This window comes from Neorhizobium sp. P12A (assembly GCF_008365395.1).
Lineage (GTDB): Bacteria > Pseudomonadota > Alphaproteobacteria > Rhizobiales > Rhizobiaceae > Rhizobium.
Map to the genome: position 1 here is coordinate 38,658 of NZ_QOVX01000014.1, position 17,557 is coordinate 56,214.

The 17,557-nt window shown below is 57.5% G+C and carries 15 protein-coding genes; 12 read left to right on the top strand and 3 right to left on the bottom strand.

Annotation, left to right across the window (positions count from 1 at the left end; translation table 11 throughout):
• Positions 1-8: 8 nt before the first annotated feature.
• The 5 genes from DTW90_RS27165 to DTW90_RS27185 all read left to right on the top strand — a co-directional run bounded on the left by DTW90_RS27165 (position 9) and on the right by DTW90_RS27185 (position 5,398).
• Positions 9-1,580 carry a sugar ABC transporter ATP-binding protein gene (locus tag DTW90_RS27165; protein ID WP_246665062.1) on the top strand — a complete coding sequence of 524 codons (1,572 nt, stop codon included), beginning with the start codon at positions 9-11 and terminating at the stop codon, positions 1,578-1,580.
• A complete protein-coding gene (locus DTW90_RS27170; protein WP_149342402.1) occupies positions 1,577-2,569 on the top strand; it encodes an ABC transporter permease in 993 nt (330 codons plus the stop codon). Before DTW90_RS27165 ends, DTW90_RS27170 begins: the two co-directional genes overlap by 4 nt.
• A 79-nt stretch (positions 2,570-2,648) precedes the next feature.
• Positions 2,649-3,581, top strand: a complete 933-nt coding sequence (locus tag DTW90_RS27175; RefSeq protein WP_246665073.1) for a substrate-binding domain-containing protein — start codon at positions 2,649-2,651, stop codon at positions 3,579-3,581.
• Between the two features lie 62 nt (positions 3,582-3,643).
• Positions 3,644-4,237: a DJ-1/PfpI family protein gene (locus DTW90_RS27180; RefSeq protein ID WP_132527456.1), complete on the top strand. Its 594-nt coding sequence runs from the start codon at positions 3,644-3,646 to the stop codon at positions 4,235-4,237.
• A gap of 510 nt (positions 4,238-4,747) precedes the next feature.
• Positions 4,748-5,398, top strand: a complete 651-nt coding sequence (locus tag DTW90_RS27185) for a pyridoxamine 5'-phosphate oxidase family protein (RefSeq protein ID WP_188080079.1) — start codon at positions 4,748-4,750, stop codon at positions 5,396-5,398.
• Between the two features lie 55 nt (positions 5,399-5,453).
• On the opposite strand, the gene DTW90_RS27190 is transcribed toward DTW90_RS27185, so the two are convergent.
• Positions 5,454-6,062 (bottom strand): TetR/AcrR family transcriptional regulator, encoded by a 609-nt coding sequence (locus tag DTW90_RS27190; protein WP_246665063.1) that lies wholly within the window; start codon positions 6,060-6,062, stop codon positions 5,454-5,456.
• 190 nt (positions 6,063-6,252) lie between these two features.
• Here DTW90_RS27190 and DTW90_RS27195 point away from each other — a divergent pair, with 190 nt between their 5' ends.
• From DTW90_RS27195 to DTW90_RS27225, 7 genes are all read left to right on the top strand, one after another.
• The gene (locus tag DTW90_RS27195) at positions 6,253-7,830 is read left to right on the top strand and encodes an ABC transporter substrate-binding protein (protein WP_149342407.1); all 1,578 of its coding nucleotides are present in this window, start codon (positions 6,253-6,255) and stop codon (positions 7,828-7,830) included.
• Positions 7,831-7,836: 6 nt separating this feature from the next.
• Positions 7,837-8,769 (top strand): ABC transporter permease, encoded by a 933-nt coding sequence (locus DTW90_RS27200; protein ID WP_149342408.1) that lies wholly within the window; start codon positions 7,837-7,839, stop codon positions 8,767-8,769.
• The gene (locus DTW90_RS27205) at positions 8,766-9,638 is read left to right on the top strand and encodes an ABC transporter permease (RefSeq protein ID WP_149342410.1); all 873 of its coding nucleotides are present in this window, start codon (positions 8,766-8,768) and stop codon (positions 9,636-9,638) included. The genes DTW90_RS27200 and DTW90_RS27205 overlap by 4 nt, the downstream gene beginning before the upstream one ends.
• A gap of 3 nt (positions 9,639-9,641) precedes the next feature.
• A complete protein-coding gene (locus DTW90_RS27210) occupies positions 9,642-10,694 on the top strand; it encodes an ABC transporter ATP-binding protein (RefSeq protein ID WP_149342412.1) in 1,053 nt (350 codons plus the stop codon).
• The gene (locus DTW90_RS27215; RefSeq protein WP_149342414.1) at positions 10,691-11,710 is read left to right on the top strand and encodes an oligopeptide/dipeptide ABC transporter ATP-binding protein; all 1,020 of its coding nucleotides are present in this window, start codon (positions 10,691-10,693) and stop codon (positions 11,708-11,710) included. The genes DTW90_RS27210 and DTW90_RS27215 overlap by 4 nt, the downstream gene beginning before the upstream one ends.
• 26 nt (positions 11,711-11,736) lie before the next feature.
• Entirely contained in the window at positions 11,737-13,110 is a 1,374-nt protein-coding gene (locus tag DTW90_RS27220) for a serine hydrolase domain-containing protein (protein WP_188080069.1), read from the top strand.
• 115 nt (positions 13,111-13,225) lie between these two features.
• On the top strand, positions 13,226-14,389 hold the full coding sequence (locus DTW90_RS27225) for a M20 aminoacylase family protein (protein ID WP_149342418.1): 1,164 nt from the start codon (positions 13,226-13,228) through the stop codon (positions 14,387-14,389).
• Positions 14,390-15,005: 616 nt separating this feature from the next.
• Here DTW90_RS27225 and DTW90_RS27230 read toward each other — a convergent pair.
• Together DTW90_RS27230 and DTW90_RS27235 are read right to left on the bottom strand one after the other, a co-directional pair.
• Positions 15,006-16,310, bottom strand: coding sequence for an MFS transporter (locus tag DTW90_RS27230; protein WP_149342420.1), 1,305 nt, complete (start codon positions 16,308-16,310; stop codon positions 15,006-15,008).
• Between the two features lie 27 nt (positions 16,311-16,337).
• The gene (locus tag DTW90_RS27235; RefSeq protein ID WP_149342422.1) at positions 16,338-17,489 is read right to left on the bottom strand and encodes a mandelate racemase/muconate lactonizing enzyme family protein; all 1,152 of its coding nucleotides are present in this window, start codon (positions 17,487-17,489) and stop codon (positions 16,338-16,340) included.
• Between the last annotated feature and the right edge of the window lie 68 nt (positions 17,490-17,557).

A 17,557-nucleotide genomic window follows, 5' to 3' on the forward strand; every position in this document is an offset into this window, starting at 1 on the left:
GTGTCGTCATGTCCGCCACTACCGTCGAAACAGCAAGCAAACTCTCCATCGTCGGATCGCCGGCGAAGGGCAAGGAGCAGCCGGTCATTCGGGCCGATGGCCTCGTCAAACGCTACGGTCCTGTAACGGTTTTGACGGACGTGGTGATGGACATTCTCCCGGGCGAAATTCACGCGATCATCGGCGAAAACGGTGCCGGCAAATCGACATTGATGCGGCTCCTGGCGGGCTACGTCGAGCCGACTGGCGGCCGTCTTCTCATCGACGGCCAGCCGGTGCATTTTTCAAGACCGCACCAGGCCGAAGCGGCAGGAATTGTTCTCGTCCACCAGGAAATCCTCTTGGCGGAGGCGTTGACCGTGGCGGAAAACCTCTTTCTCGGGCGAGAAGTCACCCGAGGAGGCTTCATCGACGATCGGACCATGAAGCGCCGCACGCGCGAACTGCTGGAAGATATCGGGTGCGACGCATCGCCCTCTGCCTTGGTTCGTGATTTGGCACTCGCTGACCGGCAAATGGTCCAGATTGGACGCGCGCTCCTGGAGGAGCATCGGGTGGTGATCTTCGACGAGCCAACCGCTGTTCTTACCGGGCCCGAAGTCGAACGCCTCATTACGATTATCGAACGTCTGAAGGCACGGGGCATCGCCATTCTCTACATCAGCCACCGTCTTGAGGAAGTCGAAAGACTTGCCGACCGCGTTACGGTTCTGCGCGACGGCAAATTGATCGGAACCTATTGCGGAAAAACGCTCTCCCAGATGGACATGGCCCGTCTGATGGTTGGCCGCGAACTTGCGACGCTCTATCCGCCGAAGGGGGGCGACACCAACGGCGACGTCATCTTCGAGGTACGAGACGCCGTTGTTCCAGGCTATGCCAGGAACGTCTCGTTTGTCGCACGTAAGGGCGAGGTGCTTGGCTTTGCTGGGATGATCGGGTCAGGCCGCACGGAGCTGTTTGAGGGCCTCGTCGGCCTGCGGCCAGCAACCGCCAAGGTCATGCTCAAGGGCGCGCCTGTTCATCTGCGCTCCCAAAGGGAAGCGATCGACGCTGGGATCGGCTATCTGACCGAAGACCGCAAGGGAAAAGGCCTGCTCTTGCAGGAACGCCTTGCGCCGAACTTAACGCTTTCCGCACTAAACCGTCTCAATCCCGGCCTTCATATCCGCCGCCGACGCGAAGATGCGTTGCTCGACGAAGAGGTTGAACACTACGACATCCGGGTCAAGAGCCGGCGTGTCAAGGCGGGGCAGCTCTCCGGAGGCAATCAGCAAAAGCTGTTGCTTGCGAAGGTACTGCTCTCTGATCCGGCCATCGTCATCATCGACGAGCCCACACGCGGGATCGATATTGCCAACAAGGCGCAAATCTACGCCTTCATCCAGAAGCTGGTTTCCGAAGGAAAATCCTGCATTGTCATCTCGTCGGAGATGCAGGAACTAATTGGGATCTGCGACAGGATCCTGGTGATGCGGGAGGCGCAGATCAATGGCGAACTGAGCGGCAAGGATATGACCGAGAGCAACATAGCGTTGCTTGCAACGACTGATCGCGGCGGAATGGGAGGACTGTCATGACAATGATTACGAGCCCGGGGGCACTCGGGCGAGAGAGGGCGTGGAGCATCAGCTGGGCCGATACGGGGCCATTTCTCGCGCTCTGTGCTCTCCTCATTATCGGCTTTGCCGTCAACCCCGACTTTCTGGCTGCCACAAATCTCAGCAACGTCATCACACGCAGCGCGTTTATCGCGATCATTGCCGTTGGCGCGACTTTCGTGATCTCATCTGGAGGTCTCGATCTGTCTGTCGGATCGATGGCCGCCTTTATCACAGGCATCACCATCATGTTCATGAATGCGATGGCACCCACCCTCCAGGGTTGGGCGATTCCCGCAGGCATGGGCGTCGCGCTGATCGTCGGCTTGTTCTGTGGCCTCTTGAACGGCCTCATCGTAACAGTGGGAAAGATCGAGCCATTCATCGCGACACTCGGGACGATGGGAATATTCCGGGCGTTGATCACCTACCTGACGGATGGCGGCACCATCCCGATCGACCGCTCGTTGCGGGAAGCCTACCGTCCGGTCTATTTCGGGTCCTTCCTCGGCATTCCTGTTCCGATTCTGATTTCGATCGCAGCCGCTCTTGTCGCTTCCGTCATCCTTTATCGCTTGAAATACGGGCGTCGCTGCGCGGCCGTGGGTGCGAACGAAGACGTCGCCCGCTACTCCGGCATTTCCATCATCAGCACCCGTACCATCGCCTATGCCATCCAGGGGATCTGCGTTGCGATCGCCGCGATCTGCTACATACCGCGCCTAGGAGCGGCCACGCCAACGACGGGACTGCTTTGGGAGTTGCAGGTCATCACTTCGGTCGTCATCGGCGGAACGGCACTGCGCGGGGGCAAAGGACATATCTGGGGGACGGTTGCCGGTGCGGTGATCCTGGAGCTGATCGCCAATCTGATGGTCCTGTCGAACTACGTGTCCGAATACCTCGTGTCGGGGGTACAGGGCGTTATCATCATCATCGCCATGCTCATACAAAGGTTCTCGAAATAGCCTGTGTCCGGACCGCACGGGTATTGATCGCAAACGGTCCACTCTTGGGAGGAGTCAATCAATGTTAGTGAAGAAATGGATGGCAGCGGTCGCACTCGGCTCGCTGCTAACGGCAAGCCATGTCCTGGCCGCGGACAAGAAGGAGATCGCGGTCTCCATTCCGGCAGCAGACCATGGTTGGACGGCAGGTGTCGTCTACCATGCCCAGATGGCGGCCAAGGAAATCAATGCCGCCTTCCCCGGTCTTCATGTCACGGTGAAGACGTCGCCATCGGCAAGCGACCAGGTCTCCGCGATCGAGGATCTGTCGGGTTCTGGCAAAATCGATGCGCTTGTTATCCTGCCCTATTCCTCCGAGGAGCTGACCGAGCCGGTCAAAGCGATCAAGGAGAAAGGGACATTTATCACTGTCGTGGATCGCGGCCTGACAGATCCATCCATTCAAGGTCTCTACGTTGCCGGCGACAATATCGCCGTTGGCCGGAACACTGCTAAGTACATGATCGACAAGCTTAGCGGCAAGGGCGACATCGTTGTGCTGCGGGGCATTCCGACCGTCATCGACGACGAGCGCATCAAGGGATTCCAGGATGCGATCAAGGACACCGGCATCAAGGTGCTCGACATGCAGTACGCTCACTGGAACAGTGATGAGGCGTTCAAGTTGATGCAGGACTACCTTGCCAAGTATCCGCATATTGATGCGGTCTGGGCCAATGATGATGACATGCTGCTCGGCGTCCTTGAGGCCGTCAAGGAGTCCGGCCGCAAGGACATCAAACTCGCTCTTGGCGGCAATGGGATGAAGGACATTGTCAAGAAGGTTATCGACGGCGACGCAGTGACGCCCGTGGAGACGCCCTACCCCCCGTCGATGATCAAGACGGCGATTTACCTGACGGCGGCTCAGTTCGTCGGACAGGCTCCCGTGCGTGGTGCGGTGAAGCTCGACGCTCCCTTGATCACGCAGGCGAATGCGAAGGAATACTATTTCCCCGATTCACCATTCTAAACAACCACAGTGGGGACGGCGATGCCGTCCTCACATCGACAGTGCAAAGAGGAGGATAGTCGATGCCAGGCAAGAAGATACTAATGCTGACCGGTGAGTTCACCGAAGAATACGAAATCTTTGTTTACCAGCAGGCCATGGAAGCGGTGGGGCACACGGTCCATGTTGTCTGCCCCGACAAAAAGGCCGGCGACCTGATCAAGACGTCGCTGCATGACTTCGAAGGGGACCAGACCTACACCGAAAAGCTCGGTCACTTTGCCCTGATCAACAAGACGTTCGCTGAGGCCGAGACCCAGCTCGGTCAGTATGACGCTGTCTACTGTGCTGGGGGCCGTGGTCCTGAATATATCCGCACCGACAAGCGCATTCAGTCAATTGTCCGCCACTTTCACGAGACGCAAAAGCCGATCTTCACCATCTGCCACGGCGTGCAGATTCTCATCGCGGTGGATGGGGTGGTCCGCGGCAAGAAGGTTGCCGCCCTGGGTGCCTGCGAGCCGGAAGTAACCCTTGCTGGGGGCACCTATATCGACCTGTCGCCGACCGAGGCCTACGTTGACGGCACCATGGTATCCGCAAAGGGCTGGACCGCACTTGCAGCCTTTATTCGGGAGTGCCTGAAGGTTCTGGGTACTGAAATCCACCATCGTTGACTTGTTCTTGCGGGGATGCTGGCAAATCACACTTTCCAGCATCCCACTCAGAGCTTCAAAAACCATCGGCTCCGACATGTGTGATCGATGCGCAATATTCTAAAACGCTTCAAGCGCAACACACAGCGTGTCATGCGGGCCAACACGGTCGACATAAGAAGACGTACTCTAAGGAGTTCCGTATGAGCCCTGGCAACCGCCCCGACAATCCGCCATGCAATGTCGTCGGCATTTCGGGGCGGTCCGTGCCATCGCGAATAGGAACGCTACCGCCCAATCCCTACCACAGAGGCCAATGGGCTTTCACCTTTTGTCGCCGCCTTTGCGTGATGTTGGAGAGTGATTCGACTTGATTCCAACCAGATTTTGCGGCACTATGATGTACGTACCTCATTACCCACCGTTAATCGCGGCGCCGGAACGAGGCAGGAGACCGCAATGGGCTGATATTCAAACAGGATCAGACAGATGGACCGCGTGGACAACAACACAACGTCGAATGGCAATATTATCAAGGGGTTCAAGCCCAATCCAGAATTCGCCATAACAGATGAACAATCTCTTCGAAGTCTGTTTGACGCCACACACGCTCTGGCGATACAAAAGTGTCAGGACAGGCTTGGCAATCATGCGAAAGAGTTTATCGGGCGATCGCCGTTCGTGTGCATCGGCACACAGAATCTGGACGGAAAAGCTGATGTCAGTCCGCGCGGCGACCCTGTTGGCTTTGTCAAAATTCTCGATGAGCGGACGCTGGCAATACCCGACCGTCCCGGCAATAATCGCCTCGACACGCTGGTCAATATTCTCGCCAATCCTAACGTTGGATTATTGTTTATCATTCCAGGATTCGACGAGACATTGCGCGTGAACGGACGCGCGACGCTGATGAATGACCCTGAGCTTTTAAAGAGCATGATTGCAAATGATCGCGCGCCCAAGCTCGCCATTGTGGTGGAAGTGCGTGAGGTCTTCATGCATTGCGCCAAGGCATTTCGGCGCTCTCGCCTGTGGAGCCCCGACCGCTTCCAGGATCGCACCGATATGCCGTCACTCATGAAGATCATTTTGGACGAAACAACCGGCGCGCCCAGCGACCAGAATGAGATGCTCAAAATTGATGATGATCTCGAAAGAGAGTACGAGAGGACGCTTTATTGATTGGTCGAGAGCGATGCGCGCTGGTTGCCGCCAGGCAAACTAACGCTGCACAGGTCTACAGCCGGCCTCCAACTGCCGGCTCCATAAGCGTGATGGTCAATAGGACTTGCCGCTCGATGGCGATATCGCGCTGCGTTTCGGTCAGCCGCCAGTAGCTCCAGGTGGCATTGACCAACGTATAAAGACTTATGCCGAGATCAAAGAGCTGGTCGTCCGACCATGACGACCCAAGGCGCTTGAGAAGTCGAACGTAATTCGTGGCGAAAAGCTGCGAATGGGCGCGGGCGATACGCAACAGGTCCTCATAATAATACGAGGCGTCAACGATCGTGCGGTCAAGCCCGATTCCCAGTTGATACGTCCAGGTCTCGCGCAACAGTTCGCCAAGCTGGTTGCGCCAATTCTCGCGTTCGATTCTCTCGGATCCGGCTTCCAGAAAGCTGCGCACCTGGGTCAGTTTTTCCTCATAGATCTCGGCGATGACTGCCTCTTTGTTTGGAAAATAGTCATAGATGGAGCCGACTTTGATGCCGGCCCGTTCCGCGATCGCATTGGTGGTGATCGCGCGGATGCCCCGCTCGCGCATCACCTCATGCGCTGCTTCCATAATCGTCGCCTTGATCTTGCGCGATCGCACCTGAACAGGAGTGCGCTTATCCCCCACGCTGGTCTCTCCGTGCTGTGAACTCTTCTAATCGGTCGTAATGCCATTTTGGCAAGAAATTTGCACCGCAAAAATATTTTCTTGCAGTGCGCACAAATCCGAGTAATCATTCGGATTAGAGGGCGTGGTGCTCTTTTCGAACGAAGAGCGTTGCGGAAAAACATTCCCTCAATAAAAAAGGGGAACTTCCATGCTGAACCGTCGTCAATTCACGCTTGCATCAGCAACGGCGCTCGCCGCGCTTGCGCTGGCCAATTCGGGCCGCTCCTTTGCAAAAGATGAAAAAGTAGGCCGCCTACGCCTGCCGATCGATCCGGAGGGCCTTTATAATGTGCAGAGCATCTCGCTGGTCGTGAGCGATGTTCTCGGAAACTACCTGCTTGAATCACTCGTGTATCTCGATGAGAAGGGGCAAGCTCAGCCGTGGCTTGCGCAATCCTGGGAGCCGAGTGCGGATGGAAAGGTCATCACCTTCAAGCTCAAAAGCGGAAAGACATTTCACGACGGCACACCCTTCAACGCCGCGGCGGTCAAATTCCACTTCGACACCGTCCTCGATCCGAACAGTGCTTCACCATCAAAGGCAATGATCAGCGCGCTTGAAAGCGTGGAGACCCCCGACGACATGACCGTCGTCTTCTCCTTCTCAAGGCCTTTCGCGCCGTTCGTCAATTTGCTTGGCATGTCCTACTTCGGCTTCAATTCTCCGGCGGCCGTCAAGGCGGCTGGATCGGCCTACGCGCGTCATCCCGTCGGCACGGGACCGTTCATGTTCAGCAATTGGGTGCCTGGGACCAGCATCGAACTCGTTCGGTACCCTGACTTCAAGCAATATCGTCCCGATGCCAAGAACCAGGGCCCGGCCTATCTGGACCGTGTCATATTGAACGTGCTGGCTGAGGAAGGCGTCGTCGCCTCCGCGCTGCAGACCGGTGAACTGCAGGCCGGGCAGCTGACGGCGGATGCCGTGCAGCCCCTTCAAAGCGATTCTCAATATCACATCATCAACGATCAGAACGCCAAGAACCTGATGTTCATGGAGTTCGACTACAAGAAGCCTCCATTCGACGACAAGGCCGTCCGGGAAGCAATCAGCTATGCGATCGACCGTCAGGCGGTCCTGGCCGCTGCGTTCGGCGGCAACGGCAAGGTTGCTCTGGGGCCCCTGTCGAGAGGTATTCCCGGCTACGATGACGTCGTCGCGCAGAAATACGGGACGCCTTACGACGCCGAAAAGGCCAAGGAGCTTCTCGATGCTGCCGGTTGGAAGGAAAATGGTGGGATCCGGGCAAAGGGAGGCGCGATTGCCAAGTTCACCGTGCGCAGCTATGCCGACAGCACCACTGAACGGGCACTGGCTGTCATCCAGGCAAATCTCGCCGATGTCGGTATTCAGGTCGATGTCGGCACCGCAGATTGGGGAACATTCTATCCCGGGCTTCTCAAACCGGATTGGGACATGGACCTCAATCGCTGGACCTGGTCAGATCCCAACGTCATGTCCCAGCTGTTCCGCTCTCCAGGACACAGACAGTTGCTGCCGGCCAATGCCGCAATCGACAATGCATTAGATGCGTCCGACACCGCACTCGATCCCGTCAAACGCATGCAGTTCGTCAGCGATGCGCAAAAGGCCATTCTGGAGGATCGCCTGATCATCCCGCTTCTGACGGACTGGCCGATCACCGTCGTGCGCAGCGAGCTTCAAGGCTATCGCCTCGATTTCCTTGGACGGCTCTATGCATCCGATCTCCAGATCGCAGGATAGTCAGCCATGATGCAGTACGTTCTCAAACGTCTGCTGCTGCTGGTCCCGGTGATCACCGCGATTTTGCTGATCACCTTCCTGATGAAGGCCCTGATCCCGACGGACGCCGTCACCGCCATGTATCAGGGCCAATTATCCGGAAAGGACGCTGCACAGGCCATCGCAACGCTCAGAGCGAAGTATCACCTGGATTTGCCCTGGTACCAGCAATTCTTCTTCTACGTGAAGGATCTGTTGCACGGCGATCTCGGCCAGTCGATCCGATTGCGCCGACCAGTGATCGACGAGATCGGGTATCGCTATGTCAACACGATCCTGCTTACCGGATTTGCGCTGGCGATTGCACTCATCCTTGGTCTTACGACGGGTATCCTTGCGGCCGCCCGCCGCAACACCTGGTTGGATGTGACAGCGACGACGATCGGCTTGTTTGGCATCTCGATGCCGGCATTCTTCTTCGGTCTGCTGTTGATTCTTATCTTTTCGGTATGGCTGAGGGTGTTGCCCGTAGTTCCGCACGGACCGATCGCTATTCTGCTTCCGGCCTTCGCGCTTGGCATCATTGAGGCGGCCCCCCTTTCTCAGGTGGCGCGCAGCAGTATGATCGACGTCTTGCGACGCGATTACATTCAGGCGGCGCGGGCGCGCGGTCAAAGCGAAATGGCACTGATTTTCCGTCATGCGCTGCCGAATGCGCTTATTGTCGTGTTGACGGTCGTCGGCTTGCAAATCGGTAATCTGCTCGGCGGCGCCTTCATCGTGGAAACGATTTTCTCCTGGCACGGCATAGGAGAACTGGCGGTCAACGCCATCCAGTGGAGGGATTTCGCTCTGACGCAGGCGATCATCCTGATCAGTGCCGCGACCTATCTCATCATCAACCTTGTGGCAGACATTCTCTATGCCTGGCTCGATCCGCGTGTGGAGCTTGTGTCATGACGGCCCTCTCCTTCGAAGAGCCCTTGGTTGTGGTTGTTCCGCGCTGGCGCATAATCACAGGTCGTCTTCTCCACAGCCGGGCGACGGTTGTCGGCGGCTCGATCGTCTTGCTTGTCGCACTGCTTGCGATCTTCGCTCCGTGGATCGCCCCCCATGATCCCTTCAAGATCGATCCTGTCCATCGCCTGAAGCCGCCAAGTTTCGACCATTGGATCGGCACTGACGAGGTCGGGCGCGACCTGCTCAGCCGCATCATCTATGGAACACGGTATTTTCTACTGATTTGCGCGGTGACGTCATCGATTTCGGCAACGGCTGGCACATTCCTCGGCCTCCTTGCCGGAGCAGGCTCGCCGATGACCGACGGTATCATCATGCGCACGATCGATATATTGCTCGCCTTTCCATATATCCTCATGGTCCTGGTCGTAGTCGCTATCCTCGGGCCTAGTCTATGGACCGGCATGGTAGCGGTCGGCATAGCCGGTATCCCAGGATATGCTCGTCTCGTGCGCAGTACCGTGCTGACGGTCAAGCGCGAAGATTATGTGACCAGCGTCCGCGCGCTGGGCGCAAACGAGATGGAGATCCTGTTCGGCACCGTCCTGCCGAACGTATTGTCGCCACTGATCGTCTATTTCGCATTTGCAACGCCACTGTCGGCGCTCATCGCATCGGCACTCTCGTTTGCAGGACTCGGCACCCAGCCACCGGCGCCCGAATGGGGGGCGATGCTCGTCAATTCGCGAACCTATCTGTTCTCTGCTTGGTGGGCAGTTGCAGCTCCCGGTCTGGCTCTGTTCGTTTCCATTTTTGGGATGAACATTCTGGGCAACGGGTTGCGCGACGTGCTTGATCCGAGGAATTGACGCATGGAGCAACATCAATTGCAAACTACCTCGCCTCCCCTGCTCACTATCAGAGGACTGCAAACCCAATTCACTTCAGCTCGAGGTGCGATCAAGGCCGTCCAGAGTGTCGACCTGACGATAGCGGCCGGCGAGATCATCGGTTTGGTCGGAGAGTCAGGTTCCGGGAAATCCGTGCTTGCGCTTTCGATCCTCCGGCTCATCCAGTCTCCGGGCCGAATTACACAGGGGCAAGTCTTCTTCGCTGGCAGAGATGTTCTGACGATGTCGAAACGCGAGCTCTCAACATGGCGCGGCCGCGATATCGGGATGATCTTCCAACAGCCGCAAGGTAGCCTCAACCCGGTTCGCCGCATTGGCTGGCAGGTGGCCGAGCCGCTTCGACAACAGGAGAGAATTAGTCGCAAAGCCGCATGGGATAAGGCCGTGACACTCCTTCGTTCCGTCGGCATCCCGGCGCCTGAAGAAAAGGCTCTTGCCTATCCGCATCAACTATCTGGCGGACAGGCGCAGCGCGTCATGATCGCTATCGCCCTGGCGCTGAGGCCCAGGCTCCTGATAGCAGATGAGCCGACCACGGCGTTGGATGTGACGATCCAGGCGCAGATTCTTGAACTCCTGCGTGACAGCTGCCGCGATTTCGGGACGTCGTTGCTGCTCGTCACACATGATCTGGGCGTCGTTGCTCGTCTCGCCGATCGTGTCGCCGTCATGTATGCCGGTCGGATCGTAGAAGAAGGTCCCGTGTCCGTGATGCTGACCAGGCCTGAGCACCCCTATGCGCGTGGTCTTCTCGATGCTGCCCCGCGGCTCGGCCAGCTTGCTGGCCAGAGGCTCAAAGACATTCCCGGCAGCATTCCTGACTTGAGCCGTCCCATGCCCGGCTGCGCCTTCGCCCCACGCTGCGAACGGCGCGCAAAACTCGAACTTGATGCATGCGTGACCGCTCCGCCTCCCTTCACATTGATTGGCGAGCGCCATTCTGCCCGTTGCTGGGCGCTGCCTCAGGCGGAGGAGGCCCTTCCCATCGCGACCGTAGTGGAGGACCGCGTATGAGTATCCCTCCGCTTCTTAGGGTCGACGGGCTCCATGTCCGCTATCCCGTGCGCAAGGGTCTGTTCGGTGGTATCGCCGGCCATGTCAACGCCGTCGATGGCATCAGCCTGACACTCGACCGCGGCGAGACGCTGGGCCTCGTTGGTGAATCCGGTTGCGGCAAGAGCACGCTCGGTCGCACGGTCATCGCGCTCCAGAAACCAAGTGAAGGCCAGGTACTGTTTCGAAATCAGGATCTCTTCGCACTTCGGCCCGAGGAATTGAAGCAGCAACGGCGCTTTGCCCAGCTGATCTTCCAGAACCCGCGCAGCTGTTTTGATCCGCGCCGCACGGTCGGCTCCTCCGTGCGCATGGCACTGGATATCCAGGAAATGCTCGACCCCTTCGAACGGGACGATGCGGTCGCTGACATCTTCCGTAAGGTGGGTCTTCGGCCGGAGCATCGCTTTCGCTATCCCCATGAGCTTTCAGGCGGTCAATTGCAACGCATCGGGATTGCCCGCGCCCTTATCCTCAAGCCCAGCCTGATTGTTTGTGACGAACCGGTCTCTGCGCTCGACGTATCGGTACAGGCACAGATCCTCAATCTCCTCAGCGATCTGAAAGCCGAATTCCAGCTGGCGCTTTTGTTCGTGTCTCATAATCTTGCGGTTGTCGAGTATATCGCCGACCGAGTCGCCGTCATGTACTACGGTCGAATCGTCGAGATTGCCCCCACTCGCCAGTTGTTCTCCGATCCGCGTCACCCCTATACGCGCGCGCTTCTGGCTGCTGTCCCTTCGATCGATATTGGCCGCCGCGACGATCCCGTACTGCGCCTCGCCGACCCACCGGATCCGGCCCATCTTCCGACCGGTTGCCGTTTCCGCACCCGCTGCCCACTGGCCTTCGCCCGTTGCGTGGAGGCCGAACCGCCTATGGCTATGGGGGAAGGTGGGCACAGGGTCGCCTGCTGGGCGACTGGAGAAACAGCGATGAGCGCAGTACCAGCAGCCATCGAAGCATCCAAGAAATGAAACACAGAAAGACAGGGAGTAACCCCATGACAGAATGGCTCGATGCCGCCCTCGCCTACGCAGGCAGGTGGATTGACTTTCAAATGCAGCAGACGGAGCAGCCTGGCTGCGCGGTCGCGGTGGCAAAGAAGGGCGAAGTCATCTTCGACAAAGCTTTTGGCGTGGCTGATCTAAGGACCGGCGAAGCGCTAGGAACAGAGCATCGTTTCCGTGTCGCCTCTCACTCCAAGACCTTTACCGCTGTCGGCATCATGATGCTGCAGGAGGCCGGCCGTCTACATCTGGACGATCGCATAGGCCTCTATATCAAGGATCTCGATCCGTCGGTTGCGGACACGACAATAAGCCAGCTGCTTTCCCATTCCGGCGGCATCATGCGCGACGGACGCCTATCGTCCCATTGGCAGGTGACTGCGCCGTTCTTCGACGCCGCAGCCCTACGGGAGGAACTGGCACTCCCGCTGACGATCGACGCCAACACTCGCTTCAAATATTCCAATCTCGGTTTTGGCCTCCTGGGTTTCCTTATCGAGGCAATCACCGACGAAGCCTACATCGATTGGATCATGCGCGAGGTCGTTATAGCGTCAGGCCTTAAACACACCACGCCTGATATGCCTCTAGCAGATGGGACGCCACTTGCCTTTGGTCATAGTGGTCGCCCGCCGTTTGGCCGCGGTGCGATCGACGGGCATCAACCAACCTTTGCGCTGGCCGCTGCAACCGGTTTCGTAAGCACTGCTGCCGATCTTGCCCGTTTCTTTTCAAGCCTTGATCCGGCCGCGGAGACAAGCCTGCTTTCGAAAGCAAGCAGGCGCGAAATGGGTCGCCGCCATTGGCAGGTGCCACACAGTTCCGAGCCGCGCTACTACGGCCTCGGTACGATGCTGATGGATGCGGGAGGCCAGGCGCTCATTGGCCACGGGGGGTCGTTCCCGGGCTTCATCAGTCGGACGGCCACTATACCTCAATGGGGCGTCACCTTATCGGTGGTTACGAATTCAGTCGACGGACCCGCCAATGCCTGGCTGGAAGGCATCGTATCCATCATGGACCGTTTCAGCATCCACGGCTCCCCTACCGAAAGGGTTGCCGACTGGGCCAGCCGTTGGTGGACGCTGTGGACGGCCATAGACCTTGTGCCAATGGGCGACAAGGTCTTCGTCGGCAATCCTGGAGGACTGAAGCCGTTCACGGATGAGGCCGAACTGGAAATATTAAATTCAAACGAAGGAAAGATCGTCCTTGCGAATGGCTTCGCAAGCCACGGCGAGCCCGTCCGGCGCAGCTTCGACGTCAGTGGAAAGCCAGAACGCCTGCTCTTGGGCGGCAGTGATTGGTCCCCCGATCCGGCTCGTTTGGCGATTTCCTACGCGGGTCTTCCCTCCGGGCCGAAATAAGCTCCGGGTCGCTCTGAACAACCCTCCTTGTCCCTAGTGGTCGCATCGGTGCCGTCCATCGGCTGGCACCGACTGCGCAAGATCAATACATTTTTTGCTTACCGAGGTTTCCCACATGCCCGTCATCGAACGCATCGGCGCTTACGCCGAAGACCTGACTGCTATCCGCCGTGATATCCACCAACATCCGGAAATCGGCTTTGAAGAAGTGCGTACCTCCGGGATCGTTGCCAAACGGCTTGAAGAATGGGGTATCGAAGTGCATCGTGGCATCGGCAAGACCGGTGTGGTCGGCATCCTGAAGGGCGATCTCGGCGGCGGTCGCCGCATTGGCCTGCGGGCCGACATGGACGCCCTGCCGATGGAGGAACGCACCAACCTCGCCTATGCGTCGAGATACCCGGGTCGGTTCCATGGATGCGGGCATGACGGCCACACGACGATGCTGCTTGGTGCTGCACGCTACCTCGCGGAAACACGCAATTTCGCTGGTACCGCGATTTTTATTTTCCAGCCAGGCGAGGAGGGGTGTGGTGGAGCTCGTGCCATGCTCGCCGATGGCTTGTTCGAGCGTTTTCCCTGTGATGAAATCTATGGCCTGCACAATGCGCCGAATGATGACCCCTATCGCGTTGGTATCAAACCAGGCCCGGCGATGGCCGGCGCGGATTTCTTCGATTTACGCATTCGCGGTCGCGGCAGCCATGGCGCCATGCCCGAGCACTCGCGCGATCCGATCATCGTCGCTACGGCTCTGGTTCAGGCGCTGCAGACGGTGGTCAGTCGCAATATCAGCCCGCTCAAGCAGGCTGTCGTATCGGTCACTCAGATCCACTCGGGAAGCGCCTATAATGTGGTACCGGAAGAAGCGGTAGTTTCTGGCACCGTGCGATTTCTGGACAACGCGGTGAATGAACTCATCCGCAGCCGCATTCGATCGATCGCAGAAGGTCTCGCGGCATCGTTCGAGGTCGAAATCGAGGTCGATATTCGGAATGTCTTCGATGTGTTGATAAACACGGAAAGCCTTGTTGAGGCCTATATGGAAGCCGCGCGCGATGTCGTGGGAGACAGTCAAGTGTATCTGAAAACGAAGCCCGTCATGGGCAGCGAAGACTTTGCTGACATGCTTCACGCTGTTCCGGGCGTCTACTGCACCATCGGCCACGCCGGCGAGGTTCCCGTACACAATCCGGGCTTCATGCTCGATGACGGCATTCTGCCTATCGGCGCAAGCTTGCTTGCCCGGATCGTGGAGAGGAGGCTCCAACACTTTTGATCACTGATGCGAAGGCCTCATAGTGATGCCGGTCTCTCTCGCGCCATCGAGAACGCGGCTGTGCCAATGGCCGGACCGGTTTTGCGGCCGTCGAGCGTCAGCCCGCCGGCCAAGCTTGCGTCGTGCACCCGCGACCACCTCGAAGAGGCCTTGTTCGGCAACGGACTTGGCCTAGCCCCGCTCGGTGAACAGTTGCAGTTGCCATGCCGCACCCGCGCTGACGCAACGCTCGCCACTAGTTGCACAGACTTGTAGGCGCACAATCTTGGCTGCGAGGACCATCCCATCGCGCGATCCAGCCCACGGCTAAATTGCTACCAACACGCTATGGCACGGAGGTCGGGTTACCGCCCCCGTGTGACATCAGCGGTTGGTCCTGTCAGGCCAAATCGGCGACGAGGTTTTCCGGCAGCAGGCTCAGATGTTGCCACGGATCGATGACTGACCTTTTATTGCAACCTGGCTCCTCATCGCCTCCGACGGCCATTCAAGATCGCCTTAAGCGCCTTGTTGAACGCTCCGCGTCCGATAGCAGGTATCTGGCTTCATTATCGGGGACCGCGCCTGTAGCTGGATCACGGACTTTCGTTAAAAACCTGATTGCCGCCCGCCGAGCTTACTCGACAACCCTGTCCATGCGTCCCACAAGGAAAATGTAGGACAATGCCGCAATGATCGCCAGAATCGAACAAAGTGCCAATGCCGGCGCAAAGCTGCCGCCCTGAACCAGATAGCCGATCGCGATCGGAATAACGATACTCGAAAGGCCCCCGAACAGATTGAAGACCCCGCCAGTCAATCCGATTAACCGCTCCGGTGCGAGAGCTGACACGTATGACCAGGTGATCGAGGCCATTCCGGTACCAAAAAAAGCCACTGCTAGAAAAAGAATGATCAGAGCTGGGCTCTCGACGAACTGCGCGCCGACGATCAGAACCGAAAGAGCAATTCCGGTAAGAACTGGGATTTTGCGAGAAGAACTGAGGGTAAAGCCGCCACGCAAGAGCGCATCAGAAAGGAATCCTGAAACAAGAACGCCTGCAAATCCAGCGAGAAATGGCACCGAAGCGTAGAAACCCGCTTTGATGAAATCGAGGTGTCGGTATTGAACCAAATAGGTGGGAAACCACGTCAGGAAAAAATTGGCTGAAGCAAGGTAGCTAAATTGGCCAATATAAATTCCCCAAAGCTTCTTCTTGCTCAAAACGATCTTCAGATCGGTCCACGAGAATGTCTTTCGGTCCGCCTGCTCGGACTGAAGACGGGAGCTTAGCTCTGGAACGCCGCCGCCGGATTTAATCAGATCAAGCTCGGCGTCATTCGTTCCGCGGAATTGGTGTGGGTCGCGGTAGATCGTAGCCCAGAGCACGGCTGCTATGATGCCAAGAATACCAGTTAGGATGAAGACGGAACGCCAACCATAGGCGGCTTCTATCCAAATTAGCACAGGTGTCAGAAACCCAAGTCCGACATATTGCGCTGAGATGTAAATGCCAATCGTGCTAGCGCGCTCCCGCTCCGGGAACCAGGTGGTCACGATCCTGTTGTTGACGATGTAGCTTGGAGCCTCGAAAACGCCGACGAGCAACCGGAGAATAAAGAGACTGACGATGCCTGCGACGAAACCAAGGCTCAGCGTCGCAATCGACCAGACCAAAATGGTCAGTGGGTAGACCACTCTCGGATGAACCCGGTCCGCTATCCATCCCCCTGGAATTTGCATCGCCGTGTATGTCCAGCCAAAAGCCGAAAAGAGCCAGCCCATGGTCACAGGATCAATCTTTAATTCCCCTGAAAGATTTGGGGCTGTGATGGATAGATTCGTCCGATCCAGATAATTAATGACCCCCGTCAGAAATAATAGCGCGGTTATGACAAAGCGTGTTCGGCTCGGGGCCGCGAGCGTAGCCGAAATGGACATATATCCTCCTCCCAAAGTTTATTGTGATTACCAGTTTGTAAAGCTTCCATCCCGGCGCCGAAGGTGCGGCGGCTCGAAAAACTGAAAATCCAGTTTTCTCAGGGCATCTTCATTGACCTCAATGCCAAGCCCCGGGCGGTCCGGAACCTTATAATTGCTGCCCTCGAGACGAACCTGTTCGGGAAAGAGCTCCGTTGCGTCGAATCCCAGCTGCTCGACCGGCGAAGAGCGGCATTCGAGCCAGGAGAAATTTGAGACAGCGGCAGCAAGATGGACGGTCGCAGCTGTACAGATTGGGCCAAGGGGATTGTGCGGCATGAGGTCGACATAATGGGCTTCGCTCCATCCCGCGACCTTCATCGCTTCGGTGAAGCCTCCGACGTTGCAAATATCCAGTCGATTGAATTGATGGATGTCCCGCTCGATGTAAGGAAGAAATTGCCATTTGGATGAAAACTCTTCGCCAATCGCGAAGGGGACATCCGTCATTCGCCGCAATGCCTCATAGGCCTCCGGCGTCTCATCCCGTATCGGCTCCTCGATGAAGTCCAGCGTCCCGCTTGGCATTTTCTGACAGAAGGATGCAGCTTCCGCAACGCTCAGTCGGTGGTGATAATCTATCCCCAATACCGCTGCCGGCCCAAGTTCCTCTCTCACCTTGACCATCCACGGAGCTGTGCGCGCGATTGATTCCCGTGGCTCGAAGATGTCCGTCGAATGTTGTCCCCATGGCACAAACCGAATGCAGGTCCAGCCGGCGTTCATGAGTATTTTGGCCTGCTCGACCATTTCGGGACCAGGATCGGCGGGCGCCGTTGCGAAAGCGGGAACAAGGTCACGCTGCTTTCCACCCAGCAGGTCGAACACCGGGACACCCAATGCCTTCGCGCGAACATCGTGGAAGGCGATATCCAGCGCGCCGATTGCCGCTGACAAAACGCGTCCGCCTTCGAAATACTGGCTGCGGTACATCTCCTGCCATAGCGCACCAGCTCGCCTGACGTCGCGGCCCAGAAGAAATTCACTGTAGTGTCTGATCGCACCGATAACCGCATGCTCGCGACCCGTTAATCCGGATTCGCCCCAGCCATAGATGCCATTTTCAGCGGTAACCTTGACGAGAAGCTGGTTGCGGTGGCCTACCCTCGGGGTGAAGCATTCAATCTTAGCAATTTTCATCGGTATCTACTCTTGGAAGGGTTTAAGATTAGACGGCTCGGGGTGATCGGCGCATTGGGTCCCGAATG